Annotated in this window: 20 protein-coding genes and 1 riboswitch; of the genes, 13 read left to right on the top strand and 7 right to left on the bottom strand. The window is 70.7% G+C overall.

The genetic code is table 11. The features are described 5' to 3' along the window. Nucleotides 1-16 precede the first annotated feature (16 nt). From ACFW6A_RS08535 to ACFW6A_RS08525, 3 genes are all read left to right on the top strand, one after another. On the top strand, nucleotides 17-277 hold the full coding sequence (locus ACFW6A_RS08535; protein WP_351848783.1) for a UBP-type zinc finger domain-containing protein: 261 nt from the start codon (nucleotides 17-19) through the stop codon (nucleotides 275-277). Nucleotides 278-586: 309 nt separating this feature from the next. Next, nucleotides 587-1,000: an anti-sigma regulatory factor gene (locus ACFW6A_RS08530; protein ID WP_351848780.1), complete on the top strand. Its 414-nt coding sequence runs from the start codon at nucleotides 587-589 to the stop codon at nucleotides 998-1,000. Further along, nucleotides 997-2,046 (top strand): SigB/SigF/SigG family RNA polymerase sigma factor, encoded by a 1,050-nt coding sequence (locus ACFW6A_RS08525; RefSeq protein WP_386639483.1) that lies wholly within the window; start codon nucleotides 997-999, stop codon nucleotides 2,044-2,046. The genes ACFW6A_RS08530 and ACFW6A_RS08525 overlap by 4 nt, the downstream gene beginning before the upstream one ends. A 3-nt stretch (nucleotides 2,047-2,049) precedes the next feature. Here the strand turns inward: ACFW6A_RS08525 and ACFW6A_RS08520 are convergent, their stop codons facing one another. Then, nucleotides 2,050-2,463, bottom strand: coding sequence for a hypothetical protein (locus tag ACFW6A_RS08520; protein ID WP_351848777.1), 414 nt, complete (start codon nucleotides 2,461-2,463; stop codon nucleotides 2,050-2,052). A gap of 187 nt (nucleotides 2,464-2,650) precedes the next feature. On the opposite strand from ACFW6A_RS08520, the gene ACFW6A_RS08515 reads away from it, so the two are divergent. Both ACFW6A_RS08515 and ACFW6A_RS08510 read left to right on the top strand, forming a co-directional pair. Then, the gene (locus tag ACFW6A_RS08515) at nucleotides 2,651-3,619 is read left to right on the top strand and encodes a diacylglycerol kinase family protein (RefSeq protein ID WP_351848773.1); all 969 of its coding nucleotides are present in this window, start codon (nucleotides 2,651-2,653) and stop codon (nucleotides 3,617-3,619) included. A gap of 318 nt (nucleotides 3,620-3,937) precedes the next feature. Continuing rightward, complete coding sequence (locus ACFW6A_RS08510; RefSeq protein ID WP_003953983.1) at nucleotides 3,938-4,195, top strand: WhiB family transcriptional regulator; 258 nt, start codon at nucleotides 3,938-3,940, stop codon at nucleotides 4,193-4,195. A gap of 177 nt (nucleotides 4,196-4,372) precedes the next feature. On the opposite strand, the gene ACFW6A_RS08505 is transcribed toward ACFW6A_RS08510, so the two are convergent. Together ACFW6A_RS08505 and ACFW6A_RS08500 are read right to left on the bottom strand one after the other, a co-directional pair. After that, complete coding sequence (locus tag ACFW6A_RS08505) at nucleotides 4,373-5,839, bottom strand: histidine kinase N-terminal domain-containing protein (protein WP_351848906.1); 1,467 nt, start codon at nucleotides 5,837-5,839, stop codon at nucleotides 4,373-4,375. A gap of 354 nt (nucleotides 5,840-6,193) precedes the next feature. After that, on the bottom strand, nucleotides 6,194-6,790 hold the full coding sequence (locus ACFW6A_RS08500; RefSeq protein WP_351848771.1) for a TetR/AcrR family transcriptional regulator: 597 nt from the start codon (nucleotides 6,788-6,790) through the stop codon (nucleotides 6,194-6,196). 83 nt (nucleotides 6,791-6,873) lie between these two features. Between ACFW6A_RS08500 and ACFW6A_RS08495 the strand changes: the two genes are divergently transcribed. Both ACFW6A_RS08495 and nagB read left to right on the top strand, forming a co-directional pair. Beyond that, nucleotides 6,874-7,623 carry an SDR family oxidoreductase gene (locus ACFW6A_RS08495; RefSeq protein WP_351848768.1) on the top strand — a complete coding sequence of 250 codons (750 nt, stop codon included), beginning with the start codon at nucleotides 6,874-6,876 and terminating at the stop codon, nucleotides 7,621-7,623. 192 nt (nucleotides 7,624-7,815) lie between these two features. After that, nucleotides 7,816-8,601: a glucosamine-6-phosphate deaminase gene (gene nagB / locus ACFW6A_RS08490; RefSeq protein ID WP_351848764.1), complete on the top strand. Its 786-nt coding sequence runs from the start codon at nucleotides 7,816-7,818 to the stop codon at nucleotides 8,599-8,601. An 85-nt stretch (nucleotides 8,602-8,686) separates the two neighbouring features. On the opposite strand, the gene ACFW6A_RS08485 is transcribed toward nagB, so the two are convergent. The 4 genes from ACFW6A_RS08485 to ACFW6A_RS08470 are packed head-to-tail and all read right to left on the bottom strand — an operon-like array spanning nucleotide 8,687 to nucleotide 13,462. Next, nucleotides 8,687-10,213 (bottom strand): glycoside hydrolase family 3 N-terminal domain-containing protein, encoded by a 1,527-nt coding sequence (locus ACFW6A_RS08485; RefSeq protein WP_351848762.1) that lies wholly within the window; start codon nucleotides 10,211-10,213, stop codon nucleotides 8,687-8,689. Between the two features lie 7 nt (nucleotides 10,214-10,220). Beyond that, nucleotides 10,221-11,054: a carbohydrate ABC transporter permease gene (locus tag ACFW6A_RS08480; RefSeq protein WP_351848904.1), complete on the bottom strand. Its 834-nt coding sequence runs from the start codon at nucleotides 11,052-11,054 to the stop codon at nucleotides 10,221-10,223. Nucleotides 11,055-11,101: 47 nt separating this feature from the next. Continuing rightward, nucleotides 11,102-12,124, bottom strand: coding sequence for a sugar ABC transporter permease (locus ACFW6A_RS08475; protein WP_351848759.1), 1,023 nt, complete (start codon nucleotides 12,122-12,124; stop codon nucleotides 11,102-11,104). Nucleotides 12,125-12,172: 48 nt separating this feature from the next. Beyond that, entirely contained in the window at nucleotides 12,173-13,462 is a 1,290-nt protein-coding gene (locus ACFW6A_RS08470; protein ID WP_351851416.1) for an extracellular solute-binding protein, read from the bottom strand. Between the two features lie 282 nt (nucleotides 13,463-13,744). Here ACFW6A_RS08470 and ACFW6A_RS08465 point away from each other — a divergent pair, with 282 nt between their 5' ends. From ACFW6A_RS08465 to ACFW6A_RS08440, 6 genes are all read left to right on the top strand, one after another. Then, nucleotides 13,745-14,509, top strand: a complete 765-nt coding sequence (locus tag ACFW6A_RS08465) for a GntR family transcriptional regulator (RefSeq protein ID WP_351106017.1) — start codon at nucleotides 13,745-13,747, stop codon at nucleotides 14,507-14,509. Nucleotides 14,510-14,709: 200 nt separating this feature from the next. Then, the gene (locus ACFW6A_RS08460) at nucleotides 14,710-14,973 is read left to right on the top strand and encodes a DUF3311 domain-containing protein (protein ID WP_351851414.1); all 264 of its coding nucleotides are present in this window, start codon (nucleotides 14,710-14,712) and stop codon (nucleotides 14,971-14,973) included. After that, nucleotides 14,970-16,574 (top strand): monocarboxylate uptake permease MctP, encoded by a 1,605-nt coding sequence (gene mctP / locus ACFW6A_RS08455; RefSeq protein ID WP_351851412.1) that lies wholly within the window; start codon nucleotides 14,970-14,972, stop codon nucleotides 16,572-16,574. The genes ACFW6A_RS08460 and mctP overlap by 4 nt, the downstream gene beginning before the upstream one ends. 83 nt (nucleotides 16,575-16,657) lie before the next feature. Continuing rightward, nucleotides 16,658-17,161, top strand: a complete 504-nt coding sequence (locus ACFW6A_RS08450; RefSeq protein WP_386639478.1) for a GNAT family N-acetyltransferase — start codon at nucleotides 16,658-16,660, stop codon at nucleotides 17,159-17,161. 50 nt (nucleotides 17,162-17,211) lie between these two features. Next, nucleotides 17,212-17,370: riboswitch (cobalamin riboswitch) on the top strand. Nucleotides 17,371-17,501: 131 nt separating this feature from the next. Beyond that, nucleotides 17,502-19,880, top strand: coding sequence for a ribonucleoside-diphosphate reductase subunit alpha (locus ACFW6A_RS08445; protein ID WP_351851407.1), 2,379 nt, complete (start codon nucleotides 17,502-17,504; stop codon nucleotides 19,878-19,880). Next, complete coding sequence (locus ACFW6A_RS08440) at nucleotides 19,880-20,896, top strand: ribonucleotide-diphosphate reductase subunit beta (protein WP_351851404.1); 1,017 nt, start codon at nucleotides 19,880-19,882, stop codon at nucleotides 20,894-20,896. The genes ACFW6A_RS08445 and ACFW6A_RS08440 overlap by 1 nt, the downstream gene beginning before the upstream one ends. The last annotated feature ends 49 nt before the right edge of the window (nucleotides 20,897-20,945 follow it).

The raw sequence follows: 20,945 nt of genomic DNA, 5'->3' as shown, positions 1-20,945 counted from the left end.
ACGTACCCTGGCCATCATGATCGAGTGCCCGCACGTAGCAGAAATGCCGCGCCCCGAGCCGGCCCCGCTCCACGAGACCTGTCCCGAGTGCCTGGCCGACGGGACGAACCCGGTGCAGCTGCGGCTCTGTCTGACCTGTGGGCACGTGGGCTGCTGCGACTCCTCGCAGGGGCGGCACGCCACCGGGCATTTCGGCGCGACCGGGCATCCGGTGATGCGGACCTTCGAGCCGGGTGAGACCTGGCGCTGGTGCTTCCTGGACGAGTCGCTGGTCTGAGCCGGCCCCCGTCCGTCCGCGCCGGGGAGGTCTCTTCCGGGGCGGGGCGGTTCGACGGGCGGGCCGTTGGGTACGTCACCCCTCCGCCGGTCGCCGCTCTTTTCGGCCTCCGCACACCCCTGGCCACGGTCCGCGCCCATGGGCCTACCATGAGTGACGAGCCGGGATCGGGGGTCGGGGGGCTTGCGGCGACACGGCAGGATGGATCGCGATAGCGTCACGGCGGACCGCGCAGCCCCTGCGTGACCGCCCGGTCCGGGGGCCTTTCCCCCGGGCCCCGAATGAGCTTGTGCCACCTTGGAGGTGAGGGTGTCCCAGATCGCAGGCGAGCCCGGGACCCAGGACTTCGTGGAAGTCCGGCTGCCCGCTGCGGGTGCCTATCTGTCCGTGCTGCGTACGGCCACGGCCGGTCTCGCGGCGCGTTTGGACTTCACCCTCGACGAGATCGAGGACTTGCGGATCGCGGTGGACGAGGCGTGCGCGATCCTGCTCCAGCAGGCGGTGCCCGGCTCGGTCCTGAGCTGCGTCTTCCGGCTGGTGGGCGACTCCCTCGACGTGACCGTGTCCGCGCCGACGACGGACGGCCGGGCCCCCGAGCGGGACACCTTCGCCTGGACGGTGCTGTCGGCGCTGGCCGGGAAGGTGGAGTCCTCGGTCGCGGCGGACAACACGGTCTCGATCAGCCTGTACAAACAGCGCGGCGCGGGGCCAGGCCCGGCGTGAGGAGCGGGGACGCGACGGCCGGCATCCCTGGGCAGCAGGCACGGCCGCATGAGGTCGCTACGGAGCAGCAGGCGGACCAGATGAGCGAGCACGAGCAGCAGCACGACGAGGCTCCCCCGGCACCGGACGGGAGCGCCGGGCCCCGGACCGCCGCGGCTCCGGCCCCCTCGGACGCGACCCCCTCGGACCCGTCCGCCGGGCCCGTGGCACAGGGCACCGACGCGCGGGAGGCCGAGCCGGCGGACCACGGGGCGGCGGACGACGGGGCCGTCGCCACGCACGGTCATCCTCCGCAGGACCGCAGCGGTGCCCGTGCGCTCTTCGTGGAGCTGCGGTCGCTGCCGGAGGGCTCCCCCGAGAAGGCCGAGCTGCGCAACCGGCTGGTGCGGATGCACCTGCCGCTCGTCGAGCACCTGGCACGGCGCTTCCGCAACCGCGGCGAGCCGCTGGACGACCTGACGCAGGTCGCGACGATCGGCCTGATCAAGTCGGTCGACCGCTTCGACCCGGAGCGGGGCGTGGAGTTCTCCACCTACGCGACGCCGACGGTGGTCGGCGAGATCAAGCGGCACTTCCGCGACAAGGGCTGGGCGGTCCGGGTGCCGCGCCGGCTCCAGGAGCTGCGGCTGTCGCTGACGACGGCGACGGCGGAGCTGTCCCAGCAGCACGGGCGCTCGCCGACCGTGCACGAGCTGGCCGAGCGCCTCGGGATCTCCGAGGAGGAGGTCCTGGAGGGGCTGGAGTCGGCGAACGCCTACTCGACGCTCTCCCTGGACGTGCCGGACACCGACGACGAGTCGCCGGCGGTCGCGGACACCCTGGGCGCCGAGGACGAGGCGCTGGAGGGCGTCGAGTACCGGGAGTCGCTCAAGCCGCTCCTGGAGGACCTGCCGCCCCGGGAGAAGCGGATCCTGCTGCTCCGGTTCTTCGGGAACATGACCCAGTCGCAGATCGCGCAGGAGGTCGGCATCTCGCAGATGCACGTCTCCCGGCTGCTCGCCAGGACCCTGGCGCAGCTGCGGGAGAAGCTCCTCGTGGAGGAGTGAGGCTCAGGAGGCGTCCTGGCCGGGGCGCCGGATGCCGAGCGCCTCGGTCGTGGCCGGGTTCACCAGGAGGACGAGCCCGGTCACGGCGAGCGCGGCGAGCACGATGCCGTACGGGATCACGCCCTCGGACCGGAGCATCTGCCAGGCGACCGGCAGGGCGAGGATCTGGGTGATGACGGCCGGGCCGCGGCTCCAGGAGCGCATCCGCCACAGGCCGCGGGCGGCGGCGAGCGGGATCAGGCCGAGTGCGAGCAGGGTCACACCGCCGGTCGTCCCGCCGGTGAGGTCCCCGCCGTCGGCCAGCGTCCGCACCAGCATGTAGACGCCGCCGGCGAGGAGCCCGAGGGCCTCGACGAGGGCCACGCCCGCGGCGGCGGCCAGGCGGGTGGGGCGGGGGGTCTGCTCCGTACTGCTCATGGAGGGCAGCGTAACGGGGACGGCCGGAGCGCCGGGGCCGGGACCCGGGCCGCCCCTCGGACGCCGGGCCGGGGCCAGGCCGACGGCGGGGCGATCGGTCGGGGTGTCCGGTCGGGGTGTCCGGTCGGGGTGTCCGGCGTTCGGGCGGGACTGGGATCGGTACCGCCGGGTAGGTACGCTGGCGGTCATGCGCGCACTTCTCGTGGTCAACCCGGCAGCCACCACCACCAGTGCCCGCACCCGTGACGTGCTGATCCACGCGCTGGCGAGCGAGATGAAGCTGGAGGCCGTCAGCACCGAGTACCGGGGGCACGCGCGGGACCTCGGCCGGCGGGCCGCCGAGTCGGGGGAGATCGACCTGGTCGTGGCCCTCGGCGGCGACGGCACGGTGAACGAGGTCGTGAACGGGCTGCTGCACGGCGGGCCCGACCCGGACCGGCTGCCGGGCCTCGCGGTCGTGCCGGGCGGTTCGACCAACGTCTTCGCCCGCGCGCTGGGACTGCCGAACGACGCCGTGGAGGCGACCGGCGCCCTGCTGGACGCGCTGCGGGAGCGGAGCGCGCGGACGGTGAGCCTGGGGCTCGCCTCGGGGACGCCGGGGACTCCGGACGAGGAGGTGCCGGCCCGCTGGTTCACCTTCTGCGCCGGTCTCGGCTTCGACGCCGGCGTGGTCGGCCGGGTCGAACAGCAGCGCGAGCGGGGCAAGCGGTCCACGCACGCGCTCTATCTGCGCCAGGTGCTCCGCCAGTTCCTGGAGGACCCGCACCGCCGGCACGGGACGATCACCCTGGAGCGGCCCGGCGCCGAGCCGGTGGAGGACCTGGTCCTCTCCATAATCTGCAACACCTCCCCCTGGACCTACCTGGGCAATCGCCCGGTGTACGCGTCCCCGGAGGCGTCCTTCGAGACCGCGCTCGACGTGCTCGGACTGAGCCGGCTGTCGACCCCGGCGGTGGCCCGGTACGCCACCCAGCTGCTCACTTCCAGCCCCGAGAAGGGGCCTCGCGGCAAGCACGCGACGACCCTGCACGACCTGACCGACTTCACCTTGCATTCGAAGGTGCCGCTCCCGCTCCAGATGGACGGAGACCACCTGGGACTGCGTACGAGCGTGACGTTCACAGGCGTACGCCGTGCACTGCGTGTGATTGTGTGAGTGGAAGGGCCTAAAGTCCTTGCACTCGAACGTTTAGGCGCGCCTCCACCCCTTAGAAGTACGGCTGTGACCTAGCCGACACCGAGGAATCAAAAAAAACTTTCCGGAAGGGGTTGTATCCGCTGCCGAGGTTTGCGAGTCTCTTCTTGGCGATCGGGACGGCCCGCAAGACCGGCCTCCACTGAGAGTCAGAACCCCTCCTCAAACCAAGGACCACACCGGTTCATCCGGCAGTCGGCCCTTCACTTGTTGAGGGATTCGTGAAAGCGTTCACATTCACAAGCAACTTGCACGTAATAACCAAGAGAGGTAGCAGCCATGGACTGGCGTCACAACGCCGTTTGTCGTGAGGAAGACCCCGAGCTGTTCTTCCCCATCGGCAACACCGGTCCTGCGCTGCTGCAGATCGAGGAAGCCAAGGCCGTCTGCCGCCGCTGCCCCGTCATGGAGCAGTGCCTGCAGTGGGCGCTCGAGTCCGGCCAGGACTCCGGCGTCTGGGGTGGCCTCAGCGAGGACGAGCGCCGCGCGATGAAGCGCCGCGCCGCCCGCAACCGGGCGCGCAACGCCAGCGCCTGAGCCACCTGCACAGCCTGAGGCACGCGGCGCGTACACCGTGTACGCATTCACCGCCCCCGAGCCGCAGCGCGCAGCAGTAAGCATTACGCAGTACCCACAGCATTCGAGCCCCGGACCGATTCACTTCGGTCCGGGGCTCGCTGCTGTGCGTCACCACCCCGGAGGGGTGGCACGAGGTCACTTCTGCGGGCGCACCGGGATGTCGAGGACGACCTTGGTGCCGCCCTCGCTGCCGGGCCGCATGTCGAAGGTGCCGCCCAACTCCCCCTCCACCAGGGTCCGTACGATCTGGAGCCCGAGGTTGCCGGCCGTCTGCGGGTCGAAGCCCTCGGGCAGGCCCCGGCCGTCGTCCCGGACGGTGATGAGGAGCCGGGTGTCGGGGCGGGGCTCGCCGCGGACCGCGCTGACCTCGACCGTGCCGTGCTCGCCGGGGGCGAAGGCGTGCTCCAGGGCGTTCTGCAGGATCTCGGTGAGGACCATGGAGAGCGGGGTGGCGACCTCCGCGTCCAGGATGCCGAAGCGACCGTTGCGCCGGCAGGTCACCTTGCCCGGGGAGATCTCGGCGACCATCGCGATGACCCGGTCGGCGATCTCGTCGAACTCGACCCGCTCGTCCAGGTTCTGGGACAGCGTCTCGTGGACGATGGCGATCGAACCGACGCGCCGGACCGCCTCGTTGAGCGCCTCGCGGCCGCGGTCGGAGTCCATCCGGCGGGCCTGGAGGCGCAACAGGGCAGCCACCGTCTGGAGGTTGTTCTTCACCCGGTGGTGGATCTCCCGGATGGTGGCGTCCTTGGTGATCAACTCGCGCTCGCGGCGGCGCAGTTCGGTGACGTCCCGGAGCAGGACCAGGGAACCGATCCGGCTGCCCTTGGGCTTGAGCGGGATGGACCGCAGCTGGATGACCCCGCCACTGCCCTCCACCTCGAAGTTCCGGGGGGCGTAGCCGGAGGCGAGTTTGACCAGCGCCTCGTCGACCGGGCCGCGGGAGGGGGCCAGTTCGGCGGTGATCTGGCCGAGGTGCTGGCCGACCAGGTCGGCGGCGAGGCCGAGCCGGTGGTACGCGGAGAGGGCGTTGGGCGAGGCGTACTGGACCATGCCCTCGGCGTCCAGCCGGACCAGCCCGTCACCGGCCCGCGGCAGCGAGTCCATGTCGGACTGCTCGCCGGGATAGGGGAAGGTGCCGGCCGCGATCATCTGGGCGAGGTCGGAGGCCGACTGGAGGTAGGTGAGCTCCAGCCGGGAGGGGGTGCGGACGGTCAGCAGGTTGGTGTTCCTGGCGATCACGCCGAGGACCCGGCCCTCGCGGCGCACGGGGATGGACTCGACCCGGACCGGGACCTCCTCGCGCCACTCGGGGTCGCCCTCGCGGACGATCCGGCCCTCGTCGAGGGCGGCGTCCAGGAGCGGCCTGCGGCCCCGCGGGACCAGGTGGCCGACCATGTCGTCCTGGTACGAGGTGGGGCCGGTGTTGGGCCGCATCTGGGCGACGGAGACGTAGCGGGTGCCGTCGAGGGTGGGGACCCACAGGACGAGGTCGGCGAAGGAGAGGTCGGAGAGCAGCTGCCACTCCGACACCAGCAGGTGCAGCCACTCCAGGTCGGAGTCGCTCAGGGCGGTGTGCTGGCGGACGAGGTCGTTCATGGAGGGCACGGTGCGAGCGTACCCGCGGAATTAACGGCTGGTGAACCTGGCCCTTCCGGGCTCCGTGTTGGAGGATGGCCCCGTAAACACCGCGTTCAGGTGGATGGACAGACAAGAATGGTCTAGTCCACAATGAGCGCATCGAACTCCACACAGCCTCCATCCTCCCCGCACAGGAGGATGGACGAGGTACCCGGCGCTCTCTGCCCTGACTGCGCCGAGACCTCCCCACACGGCCGAGGGTCCGCACACCCCCGGCCGGGCACACCCGGGCTGCGGTGCCGGGCGGGTTGAGGGTCCCGCCAGGCGCCGCGGCCCGCGGTCTTTTCCGGGCCGTACGGCGGGCCCGGGTCGTCAGGCCGGGGGCCAGGCGAGCATCGCCGCCTCCGCCACCGCCGTGAGCTCCTCCGCCGTCGCCCCGTCGCGGGCCTGCTGGGACATGCCCTGGAGGACGGCCCCGCCGAGGCGCGCCAGGACGCGGGGGTCGGTGCCGGCGGGCAGCGCGCCGGAGTCCACGTCCCGGCGGATCCGGTCCTCGATGGCGGCCAGGTTGGCGTTCCGCCGGTCGCGCAGGGACTCCTCCACCTCGGGGGTGGAGCAGTTGACCGCCGCCGAGATCACCAGGCAGCCGCGGGGGTGACCGGGCTCCGTGTAGTGGAGGGCGGCCTCGCGGAGCATCCGCGCGACGCCGGCGCGGGCCGTCGGCTCCTCCGCGAAGGCCCGGGCGCCGAAGGCCCCGTGCGAGAGCACGTACTCCGCCACGACCTCCTCGAAGAGGGTCCGCTTGTCGCCGAAGGCCGCGTAGAGGCTCGGGGCGCTGATCCCCATCGCGTGGGTGAGGTCGGAGACCGAGGTCGTCTCGTAGCCGCGCTCCCAGAAGGCCATCGTCGCCTGCTCCAGGGCCGTGGGCCGGTCGAAGGAGCGGGGGCGGCCGCGCTGTTTCGTCGCCATGCACCGAATTCTATAGCGCGCGTTACGGATCGTCGTGTACGGTCTTTCTGTAACGACCGCTATCGAATGAGAGGGGCGTCGCCATGGGCGTGCTCACGGGGAAGACGGCACTGGTCACCGGCGCGAGCCGGGGCATCGGGCGGGGTATCGCCGAGCGGCTGGGGCGGGACGGGGCGCGGGTCGCCGTGCACTACGGGACGAACGAGGCGGCGGCGAAGGAGACGGTCGCGGCGATCGAGGCGGCCGGCGGAGAGGCCTTCGCGATCGGGCAGGAGCTGGGGGTGCCGGGGGACGCGGAGGCGCTGTGGGCGGCCTTCGACGCGCGGGCGGACGGCCTGGACATCCTGGTGAACAACGCGGGGATCGGCGCGTCCGCCCCCTTCGCGGCGATCACCGAGGAGGAGTTCGACCGGGTCTTCGCCGTGAACACGAAGGCGCCGTTCTTCCTGGCGCGCCGGGGGGCCGAGCGGCTGCGGGACGGGGGCCGGATCGTCAACGTGTCGACGGGGCTGAGCCGGAGCGCGCTGATGCCGGAGCTGATCGCCTACTCGATGACGAAGGGGGCCCTGGACGTCTTCACCCGGGACCTGTCGAAGCTGCTGGGACCGCGCGGGATCACGGTCAACGCGGTGGCGCCCGGGGTCGTGGCCACGGACAACACGGCCTGGCTGGAGGGAGACGAGGAGGCCCGCGCGCGGGCCGCGGGGTACTCGGCCCTGGGCGGGATCGGGAGCACGGCCGACATAGCCGACGTGGTGGCCTTCCTCGTCTCGGACGACGCGCGCTGGGTGACGGGGGCCTGGATCGACGCCACGGGAGGATCGCTGACCTGAGCGGAGGGAGGGCCGGCCGCCCAAGTGGCTGGTGGGGCGGGGGCGGCCGACCATGGAGAGGGGCCGGGAGGCGCGGGCCGTCCGGGGTGCGGAACGGCATGAGGAGACGGGCCTCACTCTGCTAGATTTGGCTTTGATTGGTCTATACCACATGGCCCCTCCCCAGCCCCTCACCAGATCGGCAGGCACAGCGTGGAAGTTGTCATCGTCAAGGACGCCAAGGCGGGCGGAGAGCTCATCGCGGACGGCATCGCCGACCTCCTGCGCCGCAAGCCCGACGCGCTGCTCGGCGTGGCCACGGGCTCGACCCCGATCCCGATCTACGACGCCCTGATCGCCAAGGTCCGGGCCGGCTCCGTGGACCCCTCGCGGGCGCGCATCGCCCAGCTGGACGAGTACGTGGGCCTGCCCGCCGGGCACCCGGAGTCGTACCGCTCGACCGTCCTGCGCCAGGTCGTGGAGCCCCTCGGGCTGCCCGCGGACCACTTCATGGGCCCCGACGGCTCGGCGGAGGACGTCCAGGCGGCCTGCGAGGCGTACGACAAGGCGCTCGTCGACGCCGGCGGCGTGGACCTCCAGATCCTCGGCATCGGCACCGACGGGCACATCGGCTTCAACGAGCCGTGCTCCTCGCTCGCCTCCCGCACCCGGATCAAGACGCTCACCGAGCAGACTCGGGTGGACAACGCCCGCTTCTTCGACGACGACATCGAGCAGGTCCCGCACCACGTCATCACCCAGGGCATCGGCACCATCCTGGAGGCCCGCCACCTGGTGCTGCTCGCCACCGGCGAGGGCAAGGCCGAGGCCGTCGCGCAGACCGTCGAGGGCCCCGTCGCGGCGCTCGTGCCGGCCTCCGCGCTCCAGCTCCACCCGCACGCCACCGTGGTCGTGGACGAGGCCGCCGCCTCCAAGCTGAAGCTCGCCGACTACTTCCGCCAGACCTACGCGAGCAAGCCCTCCTGGCAGGGCATCTGATCCCCGGACCGCCCACCGGCCCGCGCGGCACACGGAAGGGGCCCGGCACCTGGATCAGGTGCCGGGCCCCTTCGCGCGCGCCTCGTCAGGCGCCGGTGCCTGCCACGGCCTCGGCCGCGGCGCGGCCGCAGACCCGGGCGGCGCCGTGGGTCGCGATGTGCAGGGCGCCCCGGGGCTCCGCCTCGTTGAGCCCCATCTCGACGACCACGGTGTCCGGGCGGACGGCCACCAGGCCGTCCAGGGCCGCGGTCATCCACGGGTGCCGGTGGAGGTCGCGGACGACCGCGACGATCCGCCGCTCCCCCGCCGCCGCGAGCACGGACTCGACCGTGGCACCGGCGTCGAAGGAACCCGAAGCGGTGCCCGGCAGCAGCCGGTCCAGCTCGGCGGCGACGCCCCACGGGGTCTCGTCGCCGACGGCGAAGTTGGCGACCGGGGTGAAGGACGCCACGAACGGAGCGCTCGACACCGGGGTGTAGAGCCCCGACCCCTTGGTGATCCGCAGGGCCCTGCGGGCCGCCACGAGTCCGATGTCGGCGCCGGGCGCGGTCCCCTCCTGCACTGCCGCGCCCGGCGCCGAACCAGCCCCCCTCGCCCGGTGCGCCTGGGTCCAGGCCGCCAGGGCGCGCACGCGCGCCGCGGCGTCGGCCAGCCGCTCCTCGGGCAGTTCACCGGTCCGTACCGCGCCGACGAGCGCGTCGCGCAGCCGCAGTACGGTGTCCTCGTCGCACAGCCCGCCGCCGACGCAGATGGCGTCGGCGCCCGCGGCGATGGCGAGGACGGATCCGCGCTCGATGCCGTACGTCGCCGCGACGGCCTGCATCTCCATGCCGTCCGTGACGATCAGCCCCTCGAAGCCCAGCTCCTGGCGGAGCAGACCGGTGAGGATCTGCGGGCTCAGGGTGGCCGGACGTTCGGTGTCGAGCGCGGAGAGCAGGATATGCGCGCTCATGACCGCTTTGGTACCCGCGGCGACGGCCGCGCGGAAAGGCACCAGCTCACGGGCGTGCAGTGTGGCGAGGTCCACATCGATCCGGGGCAGCGCGTCGTGGGAGTCGACGTTGGTGTCGCCGTGTCCGGGGAAGTGCTTGGTGCAGGCCGCGACCCCGACGGCCTGGAGGCCGTCGACGTACGCCACGGTGTGCCGGGCGACCAGGTCCGGGTCGGGTCCGAAGGAGCGGACCCCGATGACCGGGTTCTCGGCGTTGGAGTTCACGTCGGCCGAGGGGGCCCAGTTGAGGTCGATGCCGCAGGCGACGAGCCGGCGGCCGAGCTCGCGGGCGACGGCCCGGGTCAGCTCGACGTCGTCGACCCGGCCCAGGGCGTAGTTGCCCGGGAAGGACGAGCCCTCGTTGACCTCCAGGCGGGTGACGTCGCCGCCCTCTTCGTCGATGGCGACGAGGACGTCCTCCCGCTCGGCGCGGAGCTGGGCGGTGAGGCGGGCGAGCTGTTCGGGGCTCGCGACGTTCCGGCCGAAGAGGCCGACGGACGACAGGCCCTCGCCGATCCGGCGGAGCAGCCAGTCGGGGGCGGTGGTGCCGACGAAGCCGGGCTGGAGCACCGTGAGGGCGTCACGGGTCAGGGTGTCCGAGCCGTGTACGAGTGTGGTCATGGCGCCGTTATCCCTTCACCGCGCCGGCGGTCATGCCGCCGACGGCCTTGCGCTGGAGGAAGAGGAAGACGATGAGCACCGGGAGGGCGAAGAGCGTCGAGGCGGCCATGGTGGCGCCCCAGTCGTCGCCGAACGCGGTCTGGAACTGGGTGAGCCAGAGCGTCAGGGTCTGGTCCGTCTTTTCCTTGTTGAGCACGAGGACCATGGCGAACTCGTTCCAGGCCGTGATGAAGCCGAAGAGCGAGGTGGACATCAGGCCCGGGGCGAGCAGCGGGAAGATGACCTTGCGGAAGGCTTGGCCGCGGGTGCAGCCGTCGATCTGGGCGGCCTCCTCCAGCTCCACCGGGACGGCGGCGATGAAGCCGCGCAGGGTCCAGATGGTGAAGGGCAGGACCATCACGAAGTAGATCGCGGTGAGCAGCGGGATGCTGTTCAGCATGTCGTTGTCGCGGGCGATCATGTACATCGCGATGACCATGACCTCCCAGGGGGCCATCTGGGCCATCATCACGATGAGGACGATGCCCTTGCGGCCCTTGAACTTCATGCGGGCGATCGCGAAGCTCGCGGCGAGGGCGACGAGCAGGGCCAGGAGGACGGCGCCGACCGTGACGATCAGGCTGTTGGTGACGTACGTCCAGAAGAGGTCGACACCGGTGGCCGTCGAGTAGTTCTCGAAGGTCGGCGTGAAGAAGAAGACCGGGTCCTTGGAGAGGATCTCGCTCTGCGGCTTCAGCGAGGACGAGAACATCCAGTAGACCGGGAAGACGAAGATCACGGCCAGGACGAGCGCGGCGGCGTTCTTCGCCACGGTGCCGACGGTCAGCGGCTTGCGGCGCAGCTTCTGCGGGGCCGGGGCCGGGACCTTGGGGGTCTGTGCGGTGGTGCTCACTGCTCGTCCTCCTGCTTCAGGATCAGGCGGAAGTAGAAGGACATGGCCACGAGGAGCATCACGATGGTGAGGATCGAGATGGCCGCCGCGACGCCGTAGTGCTGCTGGCTCATGCCTTCGATGTACGCGAAGACGGGAAGGGTCTCGGTGGCGCGGTCGGGGCCGCCCTGGTTCATGGCGTAGACCTGGGTGAACGCCTTGAAGACCCAGATGATCTCCAGGAAGGTGGTGATCATGAAGAAGGGCTTGAGGTTGGGGAAGACCACCGACCAGAAGGTCCGCCAGCCGTTCGCGCCGTCCATGCGGGCCGCCTCGTACAGCTCGGAGCCCACGGTGGTGAGGCCGGCGTACATGTTGAGGGCGACGAAGGGGACGGAGCCCCAGACCACCAGGGCCGTGATGATCACGAAGGTGGAGAAGCCGGTCTCGAACCAGTTGTGCTGCTCGTAGCCGGCGAAGCCGAGCGTGCGCATCAGCCAGTTGGCGACGCCGAACTGCTCGTCGAAGAGCCACTGGAAGACCGTGACGGAGGCGACGATCGGCATGGCCCAGGCGAAGGCGAGTGCCAGGGAGAGCACGAGCCGCATCTTCTTGCCGAGGCGGTTGAGGAGCAGGCCGATGCCGGTGCCGATCGCCATGATCAGCGCCACGTTGGCGGCGGTGAAGGCGACCGAGCGGAGGACGACGGTCCAGAACTCGGAGTTGCCGAGCAGCTCCGTGTAGTTGTCGAAGCCGACCCAGGGGGTCTCGCGGCGGATCAGTTCACGCCGGTTGACCGACTGGAAGGAGAGGATCAGGTTGCTGATCAGGGGGTAGAGCAGCAGCACCGCCATGGACAGCAGGGCGGGCGTGACGAGCAGGTACGGCAGTAGCCCACCAGGCAGCGAACGTCTGCCGCGCGAGGGCTGAAGGGCTTCCTTCGCGCCGGAAGGGGGTGGCGGAGTCTGCGACTTCCCTGCCGCCCTCCCGGGCGCGTCCTGGGAACCGGCGGTCGCCGTCCCCTGGGAGTCCACGGTCATGGTCTTCTTCCTCGCGGTTCTGGGGCTCCCGCGCCCACCGGGGTGGGATTACTGCTGGTTGATGCGCTCGGCGATGACCTTGTCGGCCTCTTCGCCGGCCTTCTGCGGGTCCTCGCCCTTCAGGACCTTGGTCATGTAGCCCTTGATCGGGTTGGGCTCGGTCTCGACGTTGGCCCAGCCACCCGTGATCGGGGTGATGCGACCGACCTCGGCGACCTTGACCATGGCCTCGGCGAAGGAGCCGGCCTCGGGGGTGACCTGCGCGGACGTGTCGACGGGGATGATGCCGCCCTTGTTGGCGGTGCCGTACGACTGGAGCTGCTTCTTGTTGGTGACGAAGGCCAGCCACTCCTTCGCGAGCTCCTGGTTCTTGGAGCGCTCGGCGACGGCGAGGTTGGAGCCGCCGAAGAAGACGGAGCCCGGCTTGTCGGCCGTCTTGCCCGGGATCGGGAAGTAGCCGAAGTCGGACTTGCCGCCGGCCTTCTCGATGGCCGCGATCGCGCCGCCGGCCTCCCAGCCGAGGCCGATCCAGGACGCGACGCCGCCCTTGGGGACGATGTCGACGGACTGCTGCGGGGTGGCCTCGTCCTTGTCCTTCGGAGCGGTCGAGTACGACTGCAGCTCCTTGTAGAAGTTCATGGCGGCGGCGGCCTGCGGGGTGGCCAGGCCGCCCTTCCACTTGTCGCCGTCCTTGACCGCGAGCTCGCCGCCCTCGTCCCACAGGAAGCCGGCGAGGACGTACCAGCTCTGGCCCGGGAGGTAGATGGGCTGCGACTTGGCGTCGGCGGCCTTGAGCTTCTTCAGGCCGTCGATCCACTCGGTGCGGGTCTTCGGCGGGGTGACGCCGGCCTTCTTGAAGGCGGCCTTGTCGTAGATCACGACGCGGCTGGCGGCCCACCACGGAGCGGCGTAGAGCTTGCCGTCCAGCTCGGCCGAGGGCAGCATGCCCTTGCTCCAGTTGTTGTAACCGAGCTTGTCCTTGTCGCCCGTGAGGTCGGCGAGACCGCCGGTGACGGCGTAACCCGTGGTCTGGGTGTTGCCGAGCTCCAGGACGTCCGGCGGGGTGTCCTCGGAGAGCGCCGTGGTGACCTTGGTCTGGATGTCGGTCCACTGCTGGACCTCGACGTTGACCTTGGTGCCGGGGTGGGCGGCCTCGAACTCCTTGTTGACGCCGTCGATCCACTCCTTGGGAGCGGAACCGTCCATGACCCAGACGGTGAGCGACTTGTTGCCGCCCTCGGCCTTGTCCTTCTTGTCACCGCTGTCGGAACCGCCACACGCAGCGATAGAGACCATCATGCCCGCGACGCCGATCGCCGCGATGAGCTTGCGCTTCACGCCACCCTCCTCAGGGATGCCTGCAACCCCTGCCCACCGCGCGAAGACATACGTCAGGTAGTGCTCGTGGGGCTGGGACCTGGTCTTTAATGGTTTAGACCAGTACCCGGAGCTTGGCCTAGACCTTTGGGGGTGTCAAGGGTGTATAAGAAGGGCAGTCGCGTCCGTTATCGGACCGACACCTGAGGGAGGCCGACGACCCGTGACCGGTCCGTGCCACCATGTGAGCCGCGACAGACGGAGGAGCCGGTGACGGCAGCAGCACAGTCGGGAAGGCAGGCCATGGCGACGGAGGCGGGCAGCACGGAGACAGAGGGCGGGCCGGCGACCCGCACCGCGCGCGTGCCCAAGTACTACCGGCTGAAAAGGCACCTCCTCGACATGACGGAGACCCTTCCGCCCGGCACCCCGGTGCCGCCCGAGCGGACGCTCGCGGCCGAGTTCGACACCTCGCGCACCACCGTGCGCCAGGCCCTCCAGGAACTGGTCGTCGAGGGCCGGCTGGAGCGCATCCAGGGCAAGGGCACCTTCGTGGCGAAGCCGAAGGTCTCCCAGTCCCTGCAACTCACCTCGTACACCGAGGACATGCGCGCCCAGGGGCTCGAACCGACCTCGCAGCTCCTCGACATCGGGTACGTGACGGCCGACGACACCCTCGCCGGCCTGCTCGACATCTCCGCCGGCGGCCGGGTGCTCCGCATCGAGCGCCTCCGCCTGGCGAACGGCGAGCCGATGGCGATCGAGACCACCCACCTCTCGGCCAAGCGCTTCCCGGCGCTGCGCCGTTCGCTGGTCAAGTACACCTCCCTGTACACCGCGCTGGCCGAGGTCTACGACGTCCACCTCGCCGAGGCCGAGGAGACCATCGAGACCTCGCTCGCGACCCCGCGCGAGGCCGGACTGCTCGGCACCGACGTCGGCCTGCCGATGCTGATGCTCTCCCGGCACTCCCTGGACGCCCAGGGCGAACCCGTCGAGTGGGTGCGCTCGGTCTACCGCGGCGACCGCTACAAGTTCGTCGCGAGGCTCCAGCGGCCCAACGGCTGAAAATCGCCCTGCCGTCGATCTGAACCCGTGCCCCGGCGCATCCGTGTGATGTGTCGGGGCACGTCTTTTCTCCGGGGTGCCGGCAGGCGTCGAGACCTGCCCGATACAAGTCCGTTATTCGGACATGGCTTCCCAGGGAGTGGACGGTCCCCTAAATTTCGTCGGCACCAGCCGGTGATCAGTGAGGGGACTTCTTCGCCATGCCAGAAAGCACCACCGGGAAACAACCGGTCGTCACACCGCTCAGGGCCGTCATCGCGCTCTGTCTGATCGCGCCGTTCGTGGCCATGCTCTGGGTGGGCTCCTACGCGAAGGTCGACCCGCTGCTCGCCGGCATCCCCTTCTTCTACTGGTACCAGATGCTGTGGGTGCTGGTCTCCACCCTGCTCACCGTCGTCGCGTACAAGCTCTGGCAGCGCGACCAGCGCGCCCGCCGCGTCCGTGAGGGTGGTGAGGAGCGATGAAGGACGTCAACGTCGTCGCGCTCTGCGTGTTCGTGTTCTTCTTCCTGGCCGTCACGGTCATGGGCTTCCTCGCCGCGAAGTGGCGCAGGGCGGAGAACGAGAACAGCCTCGACGAATGGGGCCTCGGCGGCCGCTCGTTCGGCACCTGGGTCACCTGGTTCCTGCTCGGCGGCGACCTCTACACCGCGTACACCTTCGTCGCCGTCCCGGCGGCCATCTACGCGGCGGGCGCGGCCGGCTTCTTCGCCGTCCCGTACACCATCCTGGTCTACCCGCTCATCTTCACCTTCCTGCCGCGCCTGTGGTCGGTCTCGCACAAGCACGGCTACGTCACCACCTCCGACTTCGTCCGCGGCCGCTTCGGCTCCAAGGGCCTGTCGCTCGCGGTGGCGGTCACCGGCATCCTCGCCACGATGCCGTACATCGCGCTCCAGCTCGTCGGCATCCAGGCCGTCCTGGACGTGATGGGCGTCGGCGGCGGCGAGAACACCCACTGGTTCGTCAAGGACCTGCCGCTGCTCATCGCCTTCGGCGTGCTCGCCGCGTACACCTACTCCTCGGGCCTGCGCGCCCCCGCGCTCATCGCCTTCGTCAAGGACACCCTGATCTACCTCGTCATCGCGGTGGCGATCATCTACATCCCGATCAAGCTGGGCGGCTTCGACGCCATCTTCGACGCGGCGAACGAGAAGTTCACCACCAACAAGGCGGGCGGGCTCGTGCCGGCCGAGGCCGGGCAGTGGACGTACGCGACGCTGGCGCTCGGCTCCGCGCTCGCGCTCTTCATGTACCCGCACTCCATCACGGCGACCCTGTCGTCGAAGAGCCGCGAGGTCATCCGCCGCAACACCACGATCCTGCCGCTCTACTCGCTGATGCTGGGCCTGCTCGCGCTGCTCGGCTTCATGGCGATCGCCGCCGGGATCAAGGTCCAGAACGGCCAGCTCGCCATCCCGCAGCTCTTCGAGGACATGTTCCCCGCCTGGTTCGCGGGCGTGGCCTTCGCCGCCATCGGCATCGGCGCGCTCGTCCCGGCCGCGATCATGTCGATCGCCGCCGCCAACCTCTTCACGCGGAACATCTACAAGGACTTCATCAAGCCCGGGGCGACCCCCGAGCAGGAGACCAAGGTCTCCAAGCTGGTCTCCCTCCTGGTGAAGGTCGGCGCCCTCGTCTTCGTCCTCACCATGGACAAGACCGTCGCCATCAACTTCCAGCTCCTCGGCGGCATCTGGATCCTCCAGACCTTCCCGGCCCTGGTCGGCGGCCTCTTCACCCGCTGGTTCCACCGCTGGGCGCTGCTCGCCGGCTGGGCGGTCGGCATGCTGTACGGCACGATCGCCGCGTACAACGTGTCGACGCCGAAGCAGGCCCACTTCGCCGGCTCGTCCGCCGAGATCCCCGGCATCGGCGAGATCGGCTACATCGGCCTCACCGCCTTCCTGCTCAACGTCGCGGTGACGGTGGTCCTCACCTTCGTCCTCAAGGCCGTCAAGGCCCCCGAGGGCGTCGACGAGACCTCCCCGTCGGACTACACGGCCGACGCCGGCGACGCCGGTGTCCGCACCGAACTGCCGAAGGTCGGCGCCGGCTCCCACTGAGCCGCCGGCAGGCACGCGGACGAGGGCCCGGGGCGGCGGAAAACCCCGGGCCCTCGCCGTGTCCGCCGGGCAGACTGCCGGGCATGGACTTCACGATCAGGGCCGTACGGCCGGAGGAGTACGAGGAGGTGGGCGAGCTGACCGCCCGTGCCTACCTCGACGACGGGCACCTCACCTTCGGCGAGGACGACGACTACCTGCCGGTGATGAAGGACGTCGCCCGGCGGGCCGCCGAGGCGGAGGTGCTGGTCGCCTCGGACCAGGACGGGGCGCTGCTCGGCGCGGTCACCTTCACGGCGGGCGGCGGCGCGTGGGCGGACATCGCCGTCCCGGGCGAGGCCGAGTTCCGGCTGCTCGCCGTGGCGCACGCGGCGCGCGGCCGGGGCGTCGGCGAGGCGCTGGTACGGGCCTGCGTGGACCGGGCCCGGGCCCTCGACGGGTGCGCGCGGCTGGTGCTCTCCACCCAGGACCGGATGACGACCGCCCACCGGATCTACGGGCGGCTGGGCTTCGCGCGGCTGCCCGAGCGGGACTGGAGCCCGGTGCCGGGCCTGTCCCCGCTGCTCGCCTTCACCCTGGAACTCTGAGCCCCCGCCCCCGTCTCCTGTCCGTCTCACACCCGCGAGGGACACAACATATGGGGGGTGCCGTGATCGGCGCCCCCCACATGTATGCTCGTGCTCGCTGTCGCCGCAGGGGAATCCGGTGCGAATCCGGAACTGTCCCGCAACGGTGTACTTCGTGCGCTTTCGCCACGAAGGGAGTCCGAGGACCTGCCGACGGTGCGCCCGGTCCGTCCGTTCCGGGTGCCGAAGACGTCCGGGCCTCGCGGAATGGGCCGGTGGACGCGGACGCATCCGCGCGTGCGGCTGTCCGTCCGCCCCCTCCCCCGCCGTGGCCCCGGGCCGAGCGAGGGAGAGCCCCCACGTGACCATCGCGCCTGCGGGTCCGTCAGCCGCCGAGGCCGCCGCGAGCGAGAGCGACGGCCCCGGGACCGTACTGCTGCGGACCCTGACCGACCTCACCGCCGACCTCACCGACACCGACCCCGGACGGGTCGCCGCCGCCGCGCTGCGCGGCCGGCACGCCGGTTCGGACGAGGCGGAGCTGCGCGAACTGGCCACCGAGGCCGCGGCCGGGCTCATCTCCGAGGACCCCGCCTACTCCCGGCTCGCCGCCCGCCTCCTGACCCTGACCATCGCCGACGAGGCGGTCTCGCAGGGCGCGGTCTCCTTCTCCGCCTCCGTCGCCACCGGCCACCGCGAGGGCCTGATCGCCGACCGCACCGCGGCCTTCACGGCCCTGCACGCGGACCGGCTCGACGCGCTGGTCGACCCGGCCGCCGACGACCGCTTCGGCTACTTCGGCCTGCGGACGCTCTACTCCCGCTACCTGCTGCGCCACCCGATCACCCGCAAGGTGATCGAGACCCCGCAGCACTTCATGCTCCGCGTCGCCGCCGGCCTCGCCGAGGACGACTCGACGCGCGCGCTCGACGAGGTCGCGGCGCTGTACGGGCTGATGAGCCGGCTCGACTACCTGCCCTCCTCCCCCACGCTCTTCAACTCCGGCACCCGCCACCCGCAGATGTCCTCCTGCTACCTGCTGGACTCCCCGCAGGACGAGCTGGACTCGATCTACGACCGCTACCACCAGGTGGCGCGGCTGTCGAAGCACGCGGGCGGCATCGGCCTGTCGTACTCCCGGATCCGCTCGCGCGGTTCGCTGATCCGCGGCACCAACGGGCACTCCAACGGCATCGTGCCATTCCTCAAGACGCTGGACGCCTCGGTCGCCGCCGTGAACCAGGGCGGCCGCCGCAAGGGCGCCGCCGCCGTCTACCTGGAGACCTGGCACGCGGACATCGAGGAGTTCCTGGAGCTCCGCGACAACACCGGCGAGGACGCCCGCCGCACCCACAACCTGAACCTCGCCCACTGGATCCCGGACGAGTTCATGCGCCGGGTCGACGCCGACGCCGAGTGGTCGCTCTTCTCCCCCGCCGACGTGCCCGAGCTGGTCGACCTGTGGGGCGAGGAGTTCGACGCGGCCTACCGCGCCGCCGAGGCGAAGGGCCTGGCCCGCCGGACCATGCCGGCCCGCGACCTGTACGGCCGGATGATGCGGACGCTGGCGCAGACCGGCAACGGCTGGATGACCTTCAAGGACGCCTCGAACCGCACGGCCAACCAGACCGCCGAGCCCGGCACGGTCGTCCACTCCTCCAACCTGTGCACCGAGATCATCGAGGTCACGAACGACGGCGAGACCGCCGTCTGCAACCTCGGCTCGGTCAACCTCGGCGCGTTCGTGGCCGACGGCGACATCGACTGGGAGCGGCTCGACGCGACCGTCCGCACCGCCGTCACCTTCCTCGACCGGGTCGTCGACATCAACTTCTACCCGACCGAGCAGGCCGGCCGCTCCAACGCGAAGTGGCGGCCGGTGGGCCTGGGCGCGATGGGCCTCCAGGACGTCTTCTTCAAGCTGCGGCTGCCCTTCGACTCGGCTGAGGCGCGGGCGCTCTCCACCCGGATCGCCGAGCGGATCATGCTCGCCGCGTACGAGGCGTCCGCCGACCTCGCCGAGCGCAGCGGCCCGCTGCCGGCCTGGGAGCAGACCCGTACCGCCCGGGGCGTGCTGCACCCCGACCACTACGGCGTCGAGCTGAACTGGCCGGAGCGCTGGGCGGCGCTGCGCGAGCGGATCGCGTCGACCGGCATGCGCAACAGCCTCCTCCTCGCCATCGCGCCGACCGCGACGATCGCCTCGATCGCCGGCGTCTACGAGTGCATCGAGCCGCAGGTCTCCAACCTCTTCAAGCGCGAGACGCTCTCCGGCGAGTTCCTCCAGGTCAACTCGTACCTGGTCGACGAGCTGAAGCGGCTCGGCGTGTGGGACGCGCAGACCCGCGAGGCGCTGCGCGACGCCAACGGCTCGGTGGCCGGCTTCGGCTGGGTCCCCGCCGAGGTGCGCGAGCTGTACCGCACGGCCTGGGAGATCCCGCAGCGCGGCCTCATCGACATGGCGGCCGCCCGCACCCCCTTCCTGGACCAGTCGCAGTCGCTGAACCTGTTCATGGAGACGCCGACGATCGGCAAGCTGTCGTCGATGTACGCGTACGCCTGGAAGCAGGGCCTGAAGACGACGTACTACCTGCGCTCCCGCCCGGCGACCCGGATCGCCCGCGCGGCCCGGGCGTCGACGACGGCCGCCGCCCCCCTCCCCGTCCAGCAGGCGGCCACCGACGCCGACGCGATCGCCTGCTCCCTGGAAAACCCCGAGTCCTGCGAGGCCTGCCAGTAATGAGCTCCACCGAGAACAAGAACCTCCTCGACCCGGGCTTCGAGCTCACCCTCCGCCCGATGCGCTACCCGGACTTCTACGAGCGCTACCGGGACGCCATCAAGAACACCTGGACCGTCGAGGAGGTCGACCTCCACTCGGACGTCGCCGACCTCGCCAGGCTCACCCCCGGCGAGCAGCACATGATCGGCCGGCTGGTCGCGTTCTTCGCGACGGGCGACTCGATCGTGGCCAACAACCTGGTGCTGACGCTCTACAAGCACATCAACTCCCCGGAGGCGCGGCTCTACCTGAGCCGCCAGCTCTTCGAGGAGGCCGTCCACGTCCAGTTCTACCTGACCCTCCTGGACACCTACCTCCCCGACCCGGACGACCGGGCGGCCGCGTTCGCCGCCGTCGAGAACATCCCCTCCATCCGCGAGAAGGCGCAGTTCTGCTTCACGTGGATGGACTCGGTGGAGAAGATCGACCGCCTGGAGACGCAGGCGGACCGCCGTCGCTTCCTGCTCAACCTGATCTGCTTCGCCGCCTGCATCGAGGGCCTCTTCTTCTACGGCGCCTTCGCGTACGTCTACTGGTTCCGCTCCCGCGGCCTGCTGCACGGCCTGGCGACCGGCACCAACTGGGTGTTCCGCGACGAGACCATGCACATGAACTTCGCCTTCGAGGTCGTGGACACGGTCCGCAAGGAGGAGCCGGAGCTCTTCGACGACGCCCTCCGGCAGCAGGTCACGGACATGCTGAAGGAGGCCGTCGAGGCGGAGCTCCAGTTCGGCCGCGACCTGTGCGGCGACGGTCTGCCGGGCATGAACACCGAGTCGATGCGCGCGTACCTCCAGTGCGTCGCCGACCAGCGCCTGGTCCGCCTCGGCTTCCCGCCGGTCTACGGCTCCGAGAACCCCTTCGGCTTCATGGAGCTCCAGGGCGTCCAGGAACTGACCAACTTCTTCGAGCGCCGCCCGTCCGCCTACCAGGTGGCGGTCGAGGGCACGGTCGACCTGGACGAGGACTTCTAGTCCGTCCGGACACGCGAGAGGGCCCCGCGCTCGTGGAGCGCGGGGCCCT

Source organism: Streptomyces sp. NPDC058758, assembly GCF_042746075.1.
Classification (GTDB): Bacteria; Actinomycetota; Actinomycetes; order Streptomycetales; family Streptomycetaceae; genus Streptomyces.
The sequence above is the reverse complement of the archived record's forward strand: the minus strand, read 5'-3'. Positions and strand labels throughout refer to the sequence as shown.

Coding starts and splice junctions, on each gene's coding strand:
- ACFW6A_RS08500 (WP_351848771.1), bottom strand. CDS start 6,790: ATGGCGACGAAACAGCGCGGCCGCCCCCGCTCCTTCGACCGGCCCACG.
- ACFW6A_RS08495 (WP_351848768.1), top strand. CDS start 6,874: ATGGGCGTGCTCACGGGGAAGACGGCACTGGTCACCGGCGCGAGCCGG.
- ACFW6A_RS08475 (WP_351848759.1), bottom strand. CDS start 12,124: ATGACCGTGGACTCCCAGGGGACGGCGACCGCCGGTTCCCAGGACGCG.
- ACFW6A_RS08515 (WP_351848773.1), top strand. CDS start 2,651: ATGCGCGCACTTCTCGTGGTCAACCCGGCAGCCACCACCACCAGTGCC.
- ACFW6A_RS08535 (WP_351848783.1), top strand. CDS start 17: ATGATCGAGTGCCCGCACGTAGCAGAAATGCCGCGCCCCGAGCCGGCC.
- ACFW6A_RS08465 (WP_351106017.1), top strand. CDS start 13,745: ATGGCGACGGAGGCGGGCAGCACGGAGACAGAGGGCGGGCCGGCGACC.
- mctP (WP_351851412.1), top strand. CDS start 14,970: ATGAAGGACGTCAACGTCGTCGCGCTCTGCGTGTTCGTGTTCTTCTTC.
- ACFW6A_RS08505 (WP_351848906.1), bottom strand. CDS start 5,839: ATGAACGACCTCGTCCGCCAGCACACCGCCCTGAGCGACTCCGACCTG.
- ACFW6A_RS08460 (WP_351851414.1), top strand. CDS start 14,710: ATGCCAGAAAGCACCACCGGGAAACAACCGGTCGTCACACCGCTCAGG.
- ACFW6A_RS08485 (WP_351848762.1), bottom strand. CDS start 10,213: ATGACCACACTCGTACACGGCTCGGACACCCTGACCCGTGACGCCCTC.
- ACFW6A_RS08510 (WP_003953983.1), top strand. CDS start 3,938: ATGGACTGGCGTCACAACGCCGTTTGTCGTGAGGAAGACCCCGAGCTG.
- ACFW6A_RS08450 (WP_386639478.1), top strand. CDS start 16,658: ATGGACTTCACGATCAGGGCCGTACGGCCGGAGGAGTACGAGGAGGTG.
- ACFW6A_RS08520 (WP_351848777.1), bottom strand. CDS start 2,463: ATGAGCAGTACGGAGCAGACCCCCCGCCCCACCCGCCTGGCCGCCGCC.
- ACFW6A_RS08440 (WP_351851404.1), top strand. CDS start 19,880: ATGAGCTCCACCGAGAACAAGAACCTCCTCGACCCGGGCTTCGAGCTC.